Source organism: Arthrobacter sp. Soil762 (assembly GCF_001428335.1).
Classification (GTDB): Bacteria; Actinomycetota; Actinomycetes; order Actinomycetales; family Micrococcaceae; genus Arthrobacter.
Window position 1 is genome coordinate 99,318 of sequence record NZ_LMSG01000002.1, and the last position, 15,967, is coordinate 115,284.

At 66.3% G+C, this 15,967-nt stretch carries 13 protein-coding genes and 1 pseudogene; 9 read left to right on the top strand and 5 right to left on the bottom strand.

Annotation, left to right across the window (positions count from 1 at the left end; translation table 11 throughout):
- Positions 1-57: 57 nt before the first annotated feature.
- Together ASG77_RS05045 and ptsP are read right to left on the bottom strand one after the other, a co-directional pair.
- Positions 58-336, bottom strand: a complete 279-nt coding sequence (locus tag ASG77_RS05045) for an HPr family phosphocarrier protein (protein WP_056341927.1) — start codon at positions 334-336, stop codon at positions 58-60.
- A gap of 78 nt (positions 337-414) precedes the next feature.
- Entirely contained in the window at positions 415-2,100 is a 1,686-nt protein-coding gene (gene ptsP / locus ASG77_RS05050; RefSeq protein ID WP_056341929.1) for a phosphoenolpyruvate--protein phosphotransferase, read from the bottom strand.
- A 160-nt stretch (positions 2,101-2,260) separates the two neighbouring features.
- Between ptsP and ASG77_RS05055 the strand changes: the two genes are divergently transcribed.
- The 4 genes and pseudogenes from ASG77_RS05055 to ASG77_RS22450 form a co-directional block, all read left to right on the top strand.
- The gene (locus ASG77_RS05055) at positions 2,261-2,989 is read left to right on the top strand and encodes a TetR/AcrR family transcriptional regulator (RefSeq protein ID WP_056341931.1); all 729 of its coding nucleotides are present in this window, start codon (positions 2,261-2,263) and stop codon (positions 2,987-2,989) included.
- A 49-nt stretch (positions 2,990-3,038) separates the two neighbouring features.
- On the top strand, positions 3,039-5,087 hold the full coding sequence (locus tag ASG77_RS05060) for a PTS mannitol transporter subunit IICBA (RefSeq protein WP_056341934.1): 2,049 nt from the start codon (positions 3,039-3,041) through the stop codon (positions 5,085-5,087).
- The gene (locus ASG77_RS05065; protein ID WP_056341937.1) at positions 5,087-6,250 is read left to right on the top strand and encodes a mannitol-1-phosphate 5-dehydrogenase; all 1,164 of its coding nucleotides are present in this window, start codon (positions 5,087-5,089) and stop codon (positions 6,248-6,250) included. Before ASG77_RS05060 ends, ASG77_RS05065 begins: the two co-directional genes overlap by 1 nt.
- A gap of 271 nt (positions 6,251-6,521) precedes the next feature.
- Positions 6,522-6,656, top strand: a pseudogene (locus ASG77_RS22450) (GNAT family N-acetyltransferase); the annotation flags it as partial.
- A 10-nt stretch (positions 6,657-6,666) separates the two neighbouring features.
- On the opposite strand, the gene ASG77_RS05070 reads toward ASG77_RS22450, so the two are convergent.
- The 3 genes from ASG77_RS05070 to rraA form a co-directional block, all read right to left on the bottom strand.
- The gene (locus ASG77_RS05070; protein WP_056341940.1) at positions 6,667-8,106 is read right to left on the bottom strand and encodes a sugar porter family MFS transporter; all 1,440 of its coding nucleotides are present in this window, start codon (positions 8,104-8,106) and stop codon (positions 6,667-6,669) included.
- 204 nt (positions 8,107-8,310) lie between these two features.
- Positions 8,311-9,972 carry an MDR family MFS transporter gene (locus tag ASG77_RS05075; protein ID WP_056341943.1) on the bottom strand — a complete coding sequence of 554 codons (1,662 nt, stop codon included), beginning with the start codon at positions 9,970-9,972 and terminating at the stop codon, positions 8,311-8,313.
- Positions 9,973-10,115: 143 nt separating this feature from the next.
- Positions 10,116-10,613 (bottom strand): ribonuclease E activity regulator RraA, encoded by a 498-nt coding sequence (rraA, locus tag ASG77_RS05080; RefSeq protein ID WP_056341946.1) that lies wholly within the window; start codon positions 10,611-10,613, stop codon positions 10,116-10,118.
- Positions 10,614-10,751: 138 nt separating this feature from the next.
- Between rraA and ASG77_RS05085 the strand changes: the two genes are divergently transcribed.
- The 5 genes from ASG77_RS05085 (at position 10,752) to ASG77_RS05105 (ending at position 15,876) form a co-directional block, all read left to right on the top strand.
- The gene (locus ASG77_RS05085; RefSeq protein ID WP_056341949.1) at positions 10,752-12,056 is read left to right on the top strand and encodes an MFS transporter; all 1,305 of its coding nucleotides are present in this window, start codon (positions 10,752-10,754) and stop codon (positions 12,054-12,056) included.
- A gap of 104 nt (positions 12,057-12,160) precedes the next feature.
- Positions 12,161-12,769 (top strand): TetR/AcrR family transcriptional regulator, encoded by a 609-nt coding sequence (locus ASG77_RS05090; protein ID WP_056341952.1) that lies wholly within the window; start codon positions 12,161-12,163, stop codon positions 12,767-12,769.
- A gap of 287 nt (positions 12,770-13,056) precedes the next feature.
- Entirely contained in the window at positions 13,057-14,256 is a 1,200-nt protein-coding gene (locus ASG77_RS05095; protein ID WP_056341956.1) for an NAD(P)-dependent malic enzyme, read from the top strand.
- A 118-nt stretch (positions 14,257-14,374) separates the two neighbouring features.
- Entirely contained in the window at positions 14,375-14,875 is a 501-nt protein-coding gene (locus ASG77_RS05100; protein WP_056341959.1) for a DUF456 domain-containing protein, read from the top strand.
- A 35-nt stretch (positions 14,876-14,910) separates the two neighbouring features.
- Complete coding sequence (locus ASG77_RS05105) at positions 14,911-15,876, top strand: hypothetical protein (protein WP_056341962.1); 966 nt, start codon at positions 14,911-14,913, stop codon at positions 15,874-15,876.
- The last annotated feature ends 91 nt before the right edge of the window (positions 15,877-15,967 follow it).

The window sequence follows — 15,967 nt, forward strand, 5'->3', positions numbered from 1 at the left end:
GAGGCGCCCCGCCGAGCGTCGATCCGGCAGGGAACCATCGAAACGGCGAAGCAGACGCTATTCGGCGTCGAGGTCCGTTTCCAGGAGCTTGACCAGCGAATCCAGGGCCGCGTCGGCGCCGTCACCTTCAGCCCGGAGCACCACAACATCGCCCTTGGCGGCGCCCAGGGTCATCAGCGACAGGATGCTCGAAGCGTCCAGTGCGTCGTCCTCCGGGTCGCCCTGCATGGCAATCGTGACCTCAACTCCCACGTCTCCGGCGGCTTCCGCAAACAGCGCGGCGGGGCGCGCGTGAAGGCCGGAGCGGCTGGCGATGGTGGCGATGCGTTCGGGCATTGTTCCTCCTGGTGGTGCTTCTTTGTGGCTAGCGGCGGGCGGTGGGTCGAAGGCGGGCGGTTGGTCCGAACCGGCCGGTCAGAGGCCGAGTTCTTCGAGGACGGGCAGCTTTTCCCGTACCCAGGCCTTGGCTTCGGTGGCGCTGGGCGCGGACAGGGCCAGCTTGGCCAGCTGCTGCGCCTCGGCCAGCGTAACGGTCTTCAGCACCGCGGCCACGGCGGCCAAGGACCGCGCGGTCATGGACAGGGTGTTGACGCCCAGCCCGGTAAGTACGACGGCGAGGGCCGGGTCAGCGGCCGCCTCACCGCAGACGCCCACGGGCTTGTTGTGGCCTTCCGCGCGGGAGCCTTCCACTGTCAATCCCACGAGGCGCAGCACGGCAGGCTGCCACGGGGTGTTGAGGTTGGCCAGCGGGCCCAGCTGGCGGTCGGCCGCCATGGCGTACTGGGTGAGGTCGTTGGTGCCAAGGCTCGCGAAACCCACCTCGCGCAGGATGGCCTCGGCGGTGAGTGCGGCGGAGGGGACTTCAACCATCACGCCGGGCGTCTTGATGCCGGCGTCGGCGCACATAGAGGCGAAGCGGGCCGCCTCTTCCGCCGTCGAGATCATTGGGGCCATGACCCAGACGTCCGCTTTGGACTGCTTCTCGGCCAAGGCGATGGCTTCGAGCTGGCGGTCCAGCACGCCCGGTGTGGTGAAGTCCGTGCGGTAGCCGCGGACGCCCAGGGCAGGGTTGGGCTCCGTGGAGTCGGTCAGGAACGGCAGCGGCTTGTCGGCGCCGGCGTCGAGCGTACGCAGAACCACTTTCTTTCCCGGGAACGCATCAAAAACGCTCTTGTAGGCCGCGGCCTGTTCCTCCACGCTGGGCTCGGAGTCCCGTTCGAGGAAGCAGAATTCGGTGCGGAAAAGGCCCACGCCCTGGGCGCCCAGCTTGGCGGCCGCCTCGGCGTCCTTGCCGCCGCCCACATTGGCGAGCAGCGGCACCAGGTGGCCGTCCGCCGTCGTGCCCGTGCCACTGAACTCGGCCAGTAGGGAAGCTGTGGCCGCCCACGCATCCGCTGCGGCACGCAGTGAGGTGTCGGGATCGGCGGTGATGCTGCCCGCGGCGCCGTCAACATAGACTTCCGTGCCGTCAGGGAGTTCGTCCACCCCTACAGCAGCCACGACGGCCGGCAGGCCAAGCGAACGCGCAATGATGGCGGTGTGGGACTGCGGGCCGCCGCCGGCTGTAACGAGGGCCAGGACCTTGTTCGGGTCCAAGGTTGCGGTGTCGGCCGGTGCAAGGTCCTCGGCAACCAGGATGAAGGGCGTGCTGGAGGTAGGGATGCCGGGCGCAGGGACGCCGCGGAGTTCCGCCACGATCCGGGCGCGGACGTCCAGGACGTCGGTGGCGCGTTCGGCCATGTAGCCGCCCAGGTTATGGAGCATCTCCGCGACGGAGGAACCGGATTCCCAGATGGCCCGCTCGCTCGAGAGGCCGCGGGCAATGAGCTTGGCCGCGCCCTTGATCAGCATGGTGTCCTTGGCCATCAGCGCTGTGGCCTCCAGGACGGCCTTGCCGTCTCCGGTGGCGTGCGCGGCCCGGGCCTTAAGTTCGTCGTGGACGGACTGAGACGCTGCCTTGAGCCCGGCCGTGGCTTCTTCGGCGGACGTACTGCCGGCCAGCTGCTCGCCTGCGGGGGGTTCGCTGATCGGTTTGGGCATCTGCCGGATGGTTCCGATGATGCGGCCGGGGCTGACGCCAACTCCTGGGAAGGTCTGCACTGAAGGTCCTCATTCTCTGCCGGTAGCCAGGCCCGCCAAGGTTATCCCGGCGCCATGCCGGGGCCGCCGCGACCACTATGTGCGAGGGCGGAAACGTGCCTGAAAAAATTGTATGTGATTCAGTTCATATAGCAATGCTATAGGTGATAGGGTAGCGGCTATGAGTTTGGATGGCCAGCTTCCCCCCAAAATGCGTCTGTTGCGTGCAGCGGCCGAATTGCTGGCAAAGTCCGCGGGAGCATCCGTCTCCACCCGCCAGATCACGCAGCTGGCAGGGGTTACGGCGCCCACGCTGTACCACCACTTCGGTGACAAGGAGGGTCTCTTCGACGCCGTCGTCGCCGCAGGTTTTGAAGAGTATGTTGCGGGCGAAAGGGACTTTGCCCCGTCCGGAAATCCGCTGGAAGACATCCGGCGGATGTGGGATAACCACGTCCAGTTCGGGCTCAAGCAGCCGGAACTGTACCTGGTGATGTTCGGCAATATCCGCCCGGAAAGCCGCCCCGCCATCGTTGCCGATGCTGAGGCGCTCATGGAGGAGATGCTGAACAAAGCGGCGGCAGCGGGCCAGCTGAATGTCCAGCCGCGCGAAGCAGCCAGGTCCATCCTGGCCGCCAACGTGGGTGTGACCTTGATGCTGATTGCGGAACCCGCCGCCGAACGGAACCTTGAACTGTCCATCATGACCCGGGACGCCATGATCTTTGCGGTGGCTGCGGCAGAAGCCGAAGGGGCCGCCCCGGAAGACTCCGGGAAGTCCTCGGTGGTGGTGGCAGCGATTGCCTTGAATGCCGCGCTTCAGGCATCGCACTCAGACCAGCTCTCAAGCTCGGAACTCAAACTGTTCCTCGAATGGCTTCACCGAATCTCCACCAGCACGTCGTCGTAAGTATCGGACCCATCCTGCGCTGCAGCAGGAAAGACGGTTAGGAAAGCACATGGCAACAGAGACAGTTGCGAAACCCCGCACCAGCCTGCGGGTTCACGTCCAGAAGTTCGGGACGTTCCTGTCCGGAATGATCATGCCCAACATCGGCGCGTTCATCGCGTGGGGCCTCATCACGGCCCTGTTCATTGAGAAGGGCTGGATCCCGGTCCCTGCCCTCGGCGGCTTCGGCACCAACGACGAGGGAGTGCCCAATGTGGGCCTCGTTGGCCCCATGATCACCTACTTGCTGCCGCTGCTGATCGCCTACACCGGCGGCCGGATGGTCTACGACGTCCGAGGCGGCGTGGTGGGAGCCATCGGCACCATGGGCGTCATTGTGGGCGCCGGCATCCCGATGTTCATCGGCGCCATGATCATGGGCCCCCTGGGTGGCTGGACCATGAAGAAGATCGACCTCCTGTGGGAGGGCAAGATCCGCCCCGGCTTCGAAATGCTGGTCAACAACTTCTCGGCCGGAATCTGGGGCGCGCTGCTGGCGATGCTGGGCTTCTACGGCATCTCCCCGCTGGTCCAGGCCTTCAGCACGGCCGCCGGCAATGTGGTCCAGTTCCTGGTCAACAACGGCCTGCTGCCGCTCACCAGCATTTTCATCGAGCCCGCAAAGGTGCTGTTCCTGAACAACGCCATCAACCACGGCGTGCTGACCCCGCTGGGCATCCAGCAGTCGCTGGAGCAGGGCAAGTCCATTTTGTTCCTGCTCGAAGCCAACCCTGGCCCCGGCATGGGCATCCTGCTCGCGTACATGTTCTTCGGGAAGGGCCTGGCCAAGGGTTCGGCCTCCGGCGCAGCGATCATCCACTTCTTCGGCGGCATCCACGAAATCTATTTCCCGTACGTCCTGATGCGCCCGCTGCTGATCCTGGCCGCGATCGCCGGCGGCATGACGGGTATCGCCACCCTGGCCATCACCGGCTCCGGCCTCGTTGCGCCGGCGGCGCCTGGTTCGATCATCGCCGTGCTCGCCCAGACCTCCCGTGACAGCTACGTCGGGGTGATCCTCGCGGTGGTGCTCGCCATGACGGTCTCCTTCCTGGTGGCCTCGGTGATCCTGAAGACCACCAAGCACAGCGACGAGGTGGACCTGAGCGATGCCACGTCCAAGATGGAAGCGATGAAGGGCAAAAAGAGCTCCGTCTCCTCGGTGCTGACCGGCGCCGGTGCTGGGGTGGGCACGGCTGTCCTGGCTGGCCCCATCAAGAACATCGTGTTCGCGTGCGACGCCGGCATGGGCTCCAGTGCCATGGGCGCCTCCGTGCTGCGGAACAAGATCAAGGCAGCCGGGTTCCCGGACGTCAAGGTCACCAATGCCGCGATCGCCAACCTCAGTGACACCTACGACGTGGTGATCACGCACCAGGACCTGACCGAACGCACCAAGCCCGTCACGTCCAGCGCCGCGCACTTCTCGGTGGATAACTTCATGAACAGCCCGCGGTACGACGAGATTGTGGAGCTGGTCAAGGAACGCAACACCGAAGGCGCAACGCCCGACGCCGGTGCTGCCGCCGCCGGTGCCGCTGCCGCCGCCGGCCACGGCGCGCACGTTGCCAGTGCCCCGATGGACACGGCACCCGACACCGGTGCAGCACCGGCCGCCGTCGTGCCTTCCGACATCCTGGTGGCTGACAGCGTCATCCTCAACGGCACCGCCACCACCCGCGATGCCGCCATCGACGAAGCAGGCCACCTGCTCCTGGCCCGCGGCGCCGTGGACGAGGGCTACCTCGCGGCCATGCACGAGCGCGAGGAATCCGTGTCCACCTACATGGGCAGCTTCCTGGCCATCCCGCACGGCACCAACGCCGCCAAGGACCACATCCTGAAATCCGCGGTGTCCGTGATCCGCTACCCGGACGGCATCGACTGGAACGGCAAGCAGGTCAAGTTCGTGGTGGGCGTGGCCGGCATCAACAACGAACACCTCCACATCCTGTCCTCCATCGCGAAGGTCTTCACCAACAAGGCCCAGGTGGCCCAGCTGGAAGCCGCCACGTCCGTTGAGGAAGTCCTGGAATTGTTCGGAAAGGTGAACGCATAGTGAAGGCGGTACATTTCGGAGCCGGGAACATCGGCCGCGGCTTTGTGGGGCTGCTGCTGCACCAGGCCGGTTATGAGGTGGTGTTCGCGGACGTAGCGGACGCGCTCATCGACCAGCTGGCGGCAGCAGACAGCTACAACGTCCATGAGGTGGGGGAGAGCCCCACCGTCCGGACGGTGGACAACTTCCGCGCGCTGAACTCCGGCACGCAGGAAGCGGCGCTGGTGCGGGAAATCGCGACGGCGGACATCGTCACCACCGCTGTGGGGCCGCACATCCTGAAGTTCGTCGCGCCCGCCATCGCCAAGGGCATCGCCGCGCGGGCTGCCGGGCTGGCGCCGCTGCAGGTCATGGCCTGCGAGAACGCCATCAACGCCACGGACATCCTGCGGGCCGAAGTCGCCGCCCTCTGGGACGACGCCGCCGGGTCCCTGGACGCCGCGGCGGTATTTGCGAACACCGCCGTGGACCGGATTGTGCCCAACCAGGCGCCCGGGCAGGGCCTGGACGTGACCGTGGAGACGTTCTACGAGTGGGTCATCGACCGGACGGCGTTTGGCGATGCTGCGCCGGTCATCCCGGGCGCAACCTTTGTGGACGAGCTCTCGCCCTACATCGAGCGGAAGCTCTTCACGGTGAATACGGGTCACGCCTCCGCTGCGTACTTCGGCTTTGAAGCCGGGCTGGAAAAGATCTCCGAGGCCATGGCCGACCAGGACGTTGCAGAGGATGTCCGGGCCGTTCTGGAGGAGACCAAGCAGCTCCTCGTGGCCAAGCACGGCTTCAACAACGACGAGCAGGAAGCCTACGTCCAGAAGATCCTGGTCCGGTTCTCCAACCCCCACCTGCCGGACACCGTGAACCGGGTGGGCCGCGCCCCGATGCGCAAGCTCAGCCGGCACGAACGGTTCATTGGCCCCGCGGCTGAACTGGCCGAACGCGGGATCGTGCCCGAGGCGCTCCTGGGTGCCATCGCCGCGGCCCTGCGCTTCACCGACCCCGCCGACACCGAGGCCACCGAGCTCGCGCAGATCCTGGCGTCTTCTTCGGCGGCAGACGCCACAGCCCGGATCACCGGACTGGCTCCGGAGCACCCCCTGTTCGCAGCTGTGTCCACGCTGGTGGAAGAACGCCAGGCAGAAGGGGCGAAGGCCCCGGCCTGACCCTCTCTCACTTCCTGCGGATTTTTCCGGAACCCTCTCGCAGATCCTGCGGGGTTTTTGGCCAACGCTCTCTCACCTGGATGAGAGAGCGTTGGCGTTTAAGGCACCGAAAGTGAGAGAGGGTCTGGGGGGAATAGGTTCGCAAGCCTTGTGGAATGCTGGGGAGATGACCACGAACCCCGGCGCCCTGACCGCCTTGCTGACCGCCGACATCGACGGCGGGACCTTCCGCCTCAGGCACGCCGTATCCGCGGACCTGCCCGCCATGGGGTGGGCGATCAAGGAATCCAGGCGCCGCGGCTGCACGCTGCTGCAGCTGACGACGCACAAGACGCGGACGGCAGCCCACCGGTTCTACGAGCGGCTCGGCTTTGACGCCAGCCATGAGGGCATGAAGCTTACACTCGGACTCGGCGTCAGGCCTTCTTGGAACCCTTGGGCACAAACAGCGTCTCGGCCTGCTCCAGGGACATGCCGTTGGTCTCCGGCACCTTGAACATCACAAAGAAGAACGACGCCGCCGCGAACAGCGCGTACATGGCGTAGGTCAGCGGCAGGGAAGCGGCGGCCATCACCGGGAAGCTGAGCGTGATGGCAAAGTTGGCCACCCATTGCGCGGCAGCGGCCAGGCCCAGGGCGCGGGCACGGATCCGGGACGGGAAGATCTCACCCAGGAGGACCCAGACCAGCGGGCCCCAGGACGCGCCGAAGCTGACCACAAAGATGTTGGCCGCCACGAGGGCCACCGAACCCCAGGCACCCGGGAGGGAGATCTCGGAGCCTGAACCGACCGCGGCGGAGAACGCCAGCGCCATGGTGCCCAGCGAGACCGCCATGCCGATGGAGCCGGCCAACAGGATGGGGCGGCGGCCGATCCGGTCGACCAGGGCGATGGCCACGAGGGTCACCAGGATGTTGGTGATGGAGGTTGCCACGGAAATGGTGAGCGAATCCTTTTCCTGGAACCCGACCGCCTTCCACAGGGTGGTGGAGTAGTAGAAGATCACGTTGATGCCCACGAACTGCTGCAGGACGGAGAGGATGATGCCGATCCAGACCACTGCCTGAAGGCCGAACGTCTTGCCCCGGAGCGAGCCCTTCTGGCCGGACAGCTTGTCCTCTTCGATCGCGTCCTGGATCTCGCGCATGTGCCGGTCGGTGTCCTCGGACGGGGCGATGGAGTCGAAGACCTTGCGGGCTTCGTCTTCCTTGCCCTGGAACACCAGGAACCGCGGGGATTCCGGGAGGGTGTAGGCGATCCAGCCGTAGACCACGGCGGGAAGCGCTGCGGCGAGGAACATCCAGCGCCAGGCTTCCAGGCCCAGCCAGAACGCCTGGTCCGCGCCGCCGGCGGTGGTGGCGAAGAGCGCGTCGGACAGGAGTGCGGCAAAGATACCGGTGGTGATGGCCAGTTGCTGCAGCGACGCCAGCCGGCCACGGACCTGCCGCGGGGAAATCTCGGAAATGTAGGCCGGTGCGATCACCGAGGCCAGGCCGATGCCCAAACCGCCCACCAGGCGCCAGAAGATCAGGTCCCAGACGCCGAAGGCGAAGCCGGTTCCGATGGCGCTGACCAGGAACAGCAGCGCGCCGAGCTTCATGGCGGGGATGCGGCCGTAGCGGTCGGCGACTTTGCCGGCGAGGAACGCGCCTGCCGCGCAGCCCAGCAGGGCGATGGCCACGGCAAAGCCGGTGACGGCCTCGGACAGCGCGAACTCGTCCTTGATGGCGTCCACTGCACCGTTCACCACGGAGGAGTCGAAGCCGAACAGGAAGCCGCCCACCGCGCCTGCGAGTGCCAGCCAGATCACCCGCTGCGGGATCTTGGCGGTGGTCTGCTCCTTGACGGTGGGCATGGTGCTCCCTGGGTTTGGGGTTGGGTGGATGCGAGTGCGGACGTCGTCGGCTGCGGTACCGGCTCACAGGCCGGCGCACACGCGCTAAACAGTGTGGCACGTCACCGCCCGCCGTTCCACTTGCGACTTGTACCCTCCGAAACAGAAAGACGACGACGGCGGGGTGTATCGCCGTCGTCGTCGCCTGTTTCAGAACCGGGGACCCTAGTGGGCCGCTACCGCAGCTGTGTCTCCCCGCGGGGCAACTTTCGGGTCCGTCAGCTTCTTGTTCGGCAGGGCGAAGCTGATCAGGAACGCGATCCCGGTGAGGACGGCCGCGGTGATCATCACGGTGTCGATCGCGTACGCGAAGCCCTCGGTAATGGGGCGGGTGAGCACGCTGTTGGCCGTGTGGAGCCAGCTGGTGTCATTGAGCGATTCGTTCGATGCCCCGTTCTGGAAGAACTCGTAGAGCTTGGCGTTGGCGGGGTCCGCCGCCACGGCCGGGTCGCGCAGTACGGCCTGGTAGTCGGCACTGGACATGGTGGACTTCATCGTGTCCGCGATCCGGCTCGCGGCCAGGCTGAACAGCATGGAGATGAACACGGCCGTGCCCACGGCGCCGCCCATGGAGCGGAAGAACGCGGCGGAGGACGTGCCCACGCCCATGTCCTTCGGGGGCACGGAGACCTGCATGGCCAGGGTGAGCGGCTGCATGCAGAAACCCAGGCCCATGCCGAAGAACACGGCGATCACGCCGGGAACCCACAGCCCGGTGTCCACGCCCAGGGACAGTCCCATGACCAGCGCGGCGGCGGTGAGGACGCCAGTACCCACAATGGGGAAGATCCGGTACGTGCCCGACGCCGAAATGGTGCGGCCCGCGGTGATGGAACCGGTCAGGATGCCGAGCGTGAAGGTGATCATCATCAGGCCGGCTTCGGTGGGCGTGAGCCCCTTGACCAGCTGCAGGTACATGGGCAGCATGGCGATGGCGCCGAACATGCCGATGCCGATGATGAAGTTCAGCAGCGAGGACAGGCCAAAAGTAGCGTTCCGGAAGAGGCGCAGCGGGATCAGGGCGTAGTCGCCGGCGCGTTCTTCGGCCAGCAGGAACCAGATGATGCCCACCGCGCCCAGGCCGTAGCAGAGGAAGGAGTTCAGCGACGTAAAGCCCCAGCTGCGGCCCTGTTCCGCCACCAGGAGGAGCGGGACGATGGCGAGCGTGATGGCGGCTGCGCCGAAATAGTCGATTTTCTGCTTCACGTGCTTGGCCGGCAGGTGCAGGAACATAAACACCACGGCCAGGGCCGCCAGGCCGATGGGCAGGTTGATGAAGAACACCCAGCGCCAGCCGTCAAAGCCCAGGATGTTGGCCGACCCTGCGAACGCGCCGCCCACCACCGGGCCGAGCACGGAGGAGATGCCGAACACGGACATGAAGTAGCCCTGGTATTTGGAACGGTCCTTCAGGGACACGATGTCGCCGATGATGGTCAGCGCGAGGGCCAGCAGCCCGCCGGCGCCCAGGCCCTGGACGCCGCGGGCGATGGCCAGTTCGGTCATAGAGTGCACTGAGCCGGCGTAAAGCGAGCCGACCAGGAAGATGACGATGGCGATCAGGTACAGCGGACGGCGGCCGAAAATGTCGCTGAGCTTGCCGTACAGCGGCGTGCTGACCGTGGACGTGATGAGGTAGGCGGTGGTGGCCCACGCCTGGAGGGACAGCCCGTCCAGGTCATTGGCGATGGTGTAGATGGAGGTGGACACGATGGTCTGGTCCAGGGATGCCAGGAACATGCCCAGCATGAGCCCCACCATCACGGTGACGATCTGACGCTGTGTCAGAGTTTCGCCGGCGGCACGCACAGCGGTTGTTTTGGACATGGCTACTCCAGGAAAGAAAAAGGGATCACGCTCGATAGTTGCTTTCAGTAACTATGTTAGTTCGCGTTTCATTCCCGCTGCCAGAAATTTCTTCCGGAACCGACGCTCCCGCCCGGGCCCCCGCCCGAACTGGAGGACCCAAATCAGCGCTCCACGAGGATGCCGTCCGGATCGCACCAGACGGTGGCGCCGGGACGGAAGGTCACGCCGTCGAGCACTACGTCCACGTCAACCTCACCGGCGCCGGCCTTGGCGCTCTTGCGCGGGTTGCTGCCCAGCGCCTTGACGCCCAGATCCAGTTGGGCGATCGCCTCGCGGTCGCGGATGGCGCCGTTAATCACGACGCCGGCCCAACCGTTCGCCACGGCGCTCTCGGCGATCATGTCCCCCATCAGGGCTGTGCCCAGCGAACCGCCGCCGTCCACCACCAGCACGGAGCCATTGCCGGGGGTGGCCAGGGTGGACTTGACCAGGGCGTTGTCCTGGAAGCAGCGGATGGTCCGCACCGGGCCGCTGAAGTGTGAACGGCCGCCGAGGGACTGGAACTGGAGTGATACGGAGGCCAGTTCCTCGCCGCGCTCGTCGTACAGATCGGCGGTGTTGACGGGGCTGGTGGTGTTGCCTGCAGCAGATGCGGTCATTGGATCTCCAGGTGTTCGGTGTCGTGGGGGCTGCGCACTGTCCTTCGCCGCACAATGCGCGCTCCGTATGACAAGCGGGGCGATGCAGCCCACGATAGTCTGATTTTCAGAATCACCAACCGTTCCAGGGGGAACAGCATGAGCCTGTCCGACACACCCGCAGTACCGGATCCCAGCGCTGCGTCGGTTCCCGGAACGGACCCGGAAAGCTCGACGGCGGCGCTCGCCGAGCCGACAACAAAGGTCACCGCGCGCTGGGTGACCGGGTTGGTGCTGGTCAACGTCGGCATCAACGCCGCCTTCTTTGGCCCCATCAACGTCTTCATCGGACAGCAGGCCATCGGCATTGACGAGGGCAACAAGGAAGCCATTTTGTCCCTCGTGACGGGGTGTGGCGCCGCCGTTTCGCTGGTGGCCAACCCGCTCTTTGGGGCCCTGTCCGACCGGACTGTCTCCGGTTTCGGCCGGCGTGCACCGTGGGTCCTGGCGGGTGCCATCCTGGGCACCGCTGCCTTGCTGGCGATGTCCGGTGCCACGGCCGTGGCCCTCATGGTCCTCTTCTGGTGCCTGGTCCAGCTGGGTGCCAACGCAGCCTACGCGGCCATCACCGCCGCCGTCCCGGACCGGGTTCCGGTCCTGCAGCGCGGTGGCGTGGGCGGCCTGGCGGCGATGGGCCAGACGGTGGGCATCCTCCTCGGCGCGGTGTTCGGGGCCGTGGTCTCGGGAAACTTCGTGGTGGGGTACACCATGTGTGCGGCCGCCCTGCTTTTCTCCGTGGTGCCGTATCTCTTCCACCGGAACGATCCGCCGCTCCCGCGGGAAGCCCGGCCGCCGTTTACCTGGACCGGGTTCATGCGCGGCTTCTGGATCAGCCCGGCCCGCCACCCGGACTTCGCCTGGGCCTGGCTCACGCGTTTCCTGGTCAACGTCTGCAACCAGATGACCATTGTGTATCTGCTCTTTTTCCTCCGGGATGTCCTCAAGCACCAGGATCCGGCCCTGGGGGTCCTGACCTTGACCGGCATTTACGCGCTGATGGTGATGATCACCGCCGTGATTGCGGGGCCGTGGAGCGACCGGCTGGGCCGGCGGAAGCCGTTTGTGATCGGGTCCTCCGCCCTCATTGCCGTCGCGGGCCTGACAATGGCCTTCTTCCCCGTGTGGACCGGCGCCCTTATTGGAGCCGGCATCCTGGGCGTTGGGTTCGGAGCCTACCTTGCCGTTGACTTCGCGCTGCTGACGCAGGTCCTTCCCCTGGCCGCAGACAGGGGCAAGGACATGGGCATCATCAACGTGGCGAACTCCCTTCCGCAGGTGTTCGCGCCTGGCCTCGCATTCCTCGCCGTTACCTACTTCGGGGGGTACCTCACGCTGTTCACCACGGCCGCCGTCATCGGCCTGCTGGGCGCTGTGTTCGTGGTCAAGATCCGAGGGGTCGACTGATTCCGGCTTTTGCTTGTGCCGCGTATAGTTGAGGCGGACTGCAGGCACACGGGATGGGGACTCTCCCTGCCGCTGCACCATAACAACACAACCCCGGAATCCTGATGCCCGAGACCCTTTCAGCCCATCCGTCCATGGCCGCCCGGCCCTCCACGCCGCGTCAGCGGCTGCGCTACACGCGCGTCCTTGAGTCTGCCGCAGGGTTTGCCCGCAAAGGGCTGGAGTCCGTGGACCTCGCGGAAATTTCGGAAAAGTCCGGCGTGCCGTTGGGCACCGTCTACCGCTATTTCCCCACGGCCAACCACCTGATGCTGTCCCTCTACCGCCAGCAGCTGGACGAGCTTCAGGGCAGGGCCCGCACGTCAGCGGCCAGCTTCGGTGGCCGCGCCCTCACCGGGGTGGTGATGGAGATCTTCCATATGCGGGTGATGCAGCCGGCAGTCGAACAGTGCCTGACCCGCTGCGTGTACCTCAAGGACAAGGACACCACGGCACTCCTGCATGAAATCGATGCCCTGAGCGAAGCGGCTGTAGCCACCGCCTCCGACGACGCCGTAGCGGCCCGCGTGCTCCTGCTGACCGTCACTGGTCTGGTCCAGTCCGTCCGCAACCGCCGGCTTTCGCTCTTTGAGGCCGAAGAGGACCTGAAAAAGGCCTGCACCTTGCTTGCTCCGGTGGCTGCCGGGGCCCGTGCGGCCCACCGATCGGCGTAACTGGTCTAGACCAGTAAGCCAATAAATACGTCTTTATGCCGTGACGTGGCTCACAAAACGGCCTGATCAAACGATTTGGCACGGTCCCGGAGCGTCGAATGCACTTTCCGGGGCGTGGGCGCTGCTTATTATGGCAGGACCGGAGTGGCCGGCAACCCGCATCTGCAAGGGCTTCACCCCGGGCCCGCCACCTCTGGGCCCAAGAAGCGACGAATTCCACCTTGAGCCTCCCTGTGCTTGAGCCTTTCTGCGCCGTGCGCCCACGGCTAGCCCCAGGAGACAACGACGTGTCCATTGACGTAATCGCACCCACCGACAATTCAGCAGCCACCGCCCTGACCGAAGCCGAGATCTTCGACGCCCACCAGGGCGGGAAGCTCTCGGTGACCAGCACGGTCCCGCTGTCCAACAAGCGCGACCTGTCCATCGCCTACACCCCCGGGGTGGCCGAGGTCAGCCGTGCCATCCACAACAACCCGGAACTCGCCAAGACCCTCACCTGGGCGCAGCGCCTGGTGGTTGTGGTCAGCGACGGCACCGCAGTGCTGGGCCTGGGCAACATCGGGGCCGCCGCTTCACTGCCCGTGATGGAGGGCAAGTCCGCCCTGTTCAAGACCTTCGGCGAGCTGGATTCCATTCCCCTGGTCCTGAACACCACGGACGTTGACGAGATCGTGGAAACCCTGGTCCGTCTCCGCCCCAGCTTCGGCGCGGTCAACCTCGAGGACATCTCGGCCCCCCGTTGCTTCGAGCTCGAAGAGAAGCTCATCGAAGCCCTGGACTGCCCGGTCATGCACGATGACCAGCACGGCACCGCCGTGGTGGCCCTCGCCGCCTTGACGAACGCCGCCAAGGTCACCGGCCGCGAACTCGCAGACCTCCGCGTAGTGGTCTCCGGCGCCGGAGCCGCCGGCATCGCTGTGGCCGAAATCCTGCTCGCCGCCGGCATCACGGATGTTGTCCTGCTCGACTCCAAGGGCGTCATCAACCGGGAGCGGGCCGACATCGCCGCCGACCCGCAGAGCAAAAAGTCCCAGATGGCGGGGCGCAGCAACCCCCGCAGTGTCACGGGCGGCCCGGGAGAAGCGCTGCTCGGCGCCGACGTGTTCATCGGGGTTTCCTCCTCGAAGCTGGACGAGGCGCACCTGAAGCTGATGAACGCCGATTCCATCGTGTTCGCCCTCTCCAACCCGGACCCCGAAGTCCTCCCCGAGGTCGCCGCCAAGTACGCCGCAGTGGTGGCCACCGGCCGGAGTGACTTCCCCAACCAGATCAACAACGTGCTGGCCTTCCCCGGAATCTTCCGCGGCGCGCTGGACGCCGGCGCCCGGCGGATCACGCCTGCCATGAAGCTGGCAGCAGCCCGGGCCATCGCGGAACTCGCCGAGGCTGACCTGTCGGTGGACTACATCGTGCCCAGCCCGCTGGATCCGCGCGTTGCCCCGGCAGTGACGGCCGCCGTAGCCGCCGCCGTGGACGCCGAGTAACCTCCGCAGCCACGACCTGACACAACGTCCGACGGCGGTGCCTCCCCGCGCAGGGGAGGCACCGCCGTCGGGCGTTAAGCTGCCGGGCTAACCGCCGCGCCACCCTAAACTGGGGCTCATGAACTCCGAAACCGTGGTGAGCATCCTGTGCGGCCTGGCGATCCTGGTGGGGGTGGCGGGCACCATCATCCCCATCCTGCCCGGCAGCTTCCTGATCGGGCTCAGCCTGCTGGCGTGGGCCATCTGGGGCGGTGCCGGAACCACGGGCTGGGTGGTCTTCGCCGTGGGAATCGTGTTTGTGCTGGCCGGCATGGCCGCCAGCGCCGTGCTGACCGGACGGAAACTCAGGGAGCACAGCATTCCCAACCGCAGCGTGGTGATCGGCCTGGCGGCGGGCGTGGCCGGCATGTTCGTCATCCCTGTGATGGGGCTTTTTGTGGGCTTTGCCGCGGGCCTGCTTCTCAGCGAATTCCTCCGCACCCGGAACCTCGGCACGGCAACGACCACCAGCTGGGCCGCTCTGAAGGCCACCGGCCTCGGCATGCTGGTGGAGTTTGGGCTGGCGTGCCTGGCGGCCAGCACCTGGGTGATCGGGCTCTGGGTCGCGGCGGCCACGTAGGGCGTGCATATAGGTCCGCCACGTAGCATGGAGAGATGACCGCGGGGGATGCCAGAGGACCGATCTACCGGGACACCCGTGACCTGACGCCGTTCGGGAACGTCCACCTGCAGAGCCCCGTCCGGGAGCTCGCCGGCAGTGTGGGCGGGCTGGTCCGCGGAGTGCTGGGCGGCCGGGATGCCGCGCTGATTGCCGTGGACGGCGAGGTCCCCAGGCTCAAGCGGATGCCTGGAAAAGCGGTCAAAGCCGTGCATGATGCCATCTTCACCAGCAGGGAACCGGAGCGGCTCATCGCCGTGGGGCGCGCTTATTCGGGCTGGGCGGGGCTCTGCTCCGTTATGGCCGGGCTCCTGGCCTACCAGCACGGCGGCTACCTGCGCGCGTCCGAACTCCTCCAGCGCGGCCTGTCCATCAGGAACGACGACGACGCCAACCAGTATGCGGCCACCTATCTCACGCGCGTGGTCACCCGGGTGGAGGTTGCCGAGCGCATCGAGGTCCCCGTGCTGTTCAGCCAGGAATCGGTCTTCCTGGCCCTGTCGCACTCCCTGCGGGAGACGGGCCAGCTGGAAGCCGCGCTGCAGACGGTGGCCGGGCTGCCGCCGTCGTTGCCGTCAGCCTTGGCCCGCTGCGCACTGGCGTTCGCGCTGGGACGCGACAAGGAAGTGGTGATCTGGACCGATGGGCTGCTGAACTCCGACGACCTCTCGGCGGCCCTGCTGCTGCTCCGCGGGCGTGCGCTCCGGCGGCTCGGCGCCCACGCAAAGGCGCACGAGGCCCTGAAGGAGGTGCTCCGCCGTCGGAAAACAGACGTGGTGCTCCGCAGCGACGCCCTCACGGACCGTGCCCTGCTGGTGCTCGACAACGGCCGCAAATCCCTCAACCCGCGGGACTGGCTCCGCGGCCGGCCGGCGGAGTTGGAAACGTTCGAAGTCATCCGCAAGGACATCGACGAGCGCCGGCTGTGGGAGCAGGAGTGGGAAAACCTGGACGGGAAATAGGCTCCGGGTGCGGGCGGCCTTAGGGACTTGCCTTGTGGACTTGCCTTGTGGACTTGCCTTGTGAACCAGGCCGCCCCCGAGTCCAACGGAG

Coding starts and splice junctions, on each gene's coding strand:
- ASG77_RS05060 (WP_056341934.1), top strand. CDS start 3,039: ATGGCAACAGAGACAGTTGCGAAACCCCGCACCAGCCTGCGGGTTCAC.
- ASG77_RS05090 (WP_056341952.1), top strand. CDS start 12,161: ATGCCCGAGACCCTTTCAGCCCATCCGTCCATGGCCGCCCGGCCCTCC.
- ASG77_RS05085 (WP_056341949.1), top strand. CDS start 10,752: ATGAGCCTGTCCGACACACCCGCAGTACCGGATCCCAGCGCTGCGTCG.
- ASG77_RS05075 (WP_056341943.1), bottom strand. CDS start 9,972: ATGTCCAAAACAACCGCTGTGCGTGCCGCCGGCGAAACTCTGACACAG.
- ASG77_RS05045 (WP_056341927.1), bottom strand. CDS start 336: ATGCCCGAACGCATCGCCACCATCGCCAGCCGCTCCGGCCTTCACGCG.
- ASG77_RS05055 (WP_056341931.1), top strand. CDS start 2,261: ATGAGTTTGGATGGCCAGCTTCCCCCCAAAATGCGTCTGTTGCGTGCA.
- ASG77_RS05070 (WP_056341940.1), bottom strand. CDS start 8,106: ATGCCCACCGTCAAGGAGCAGACCACCGCCAAGATCCCGCAGCGGGTG.
- ASG77_RS05100 (WP_056341959.1), top strand. CDS start 14,375: ATGAACTCCGAAACCGTGGTGAGCATCCTGTGCGGCCTGGCGATCCTG.
- ASG77_RS05105 (WP_056341962.1), top strand. CDS start 14,911: ATGACCGCGGGGGATGCCAGAGGACCGATCTACCGGGACACCCGTGAC.
- rraA (WP_056341946.1), bottom strand. CDS start 10,613: ATGACCGCATCTGCTGCAGGCAACACCACCAGCCCCGTCAACACCGCC.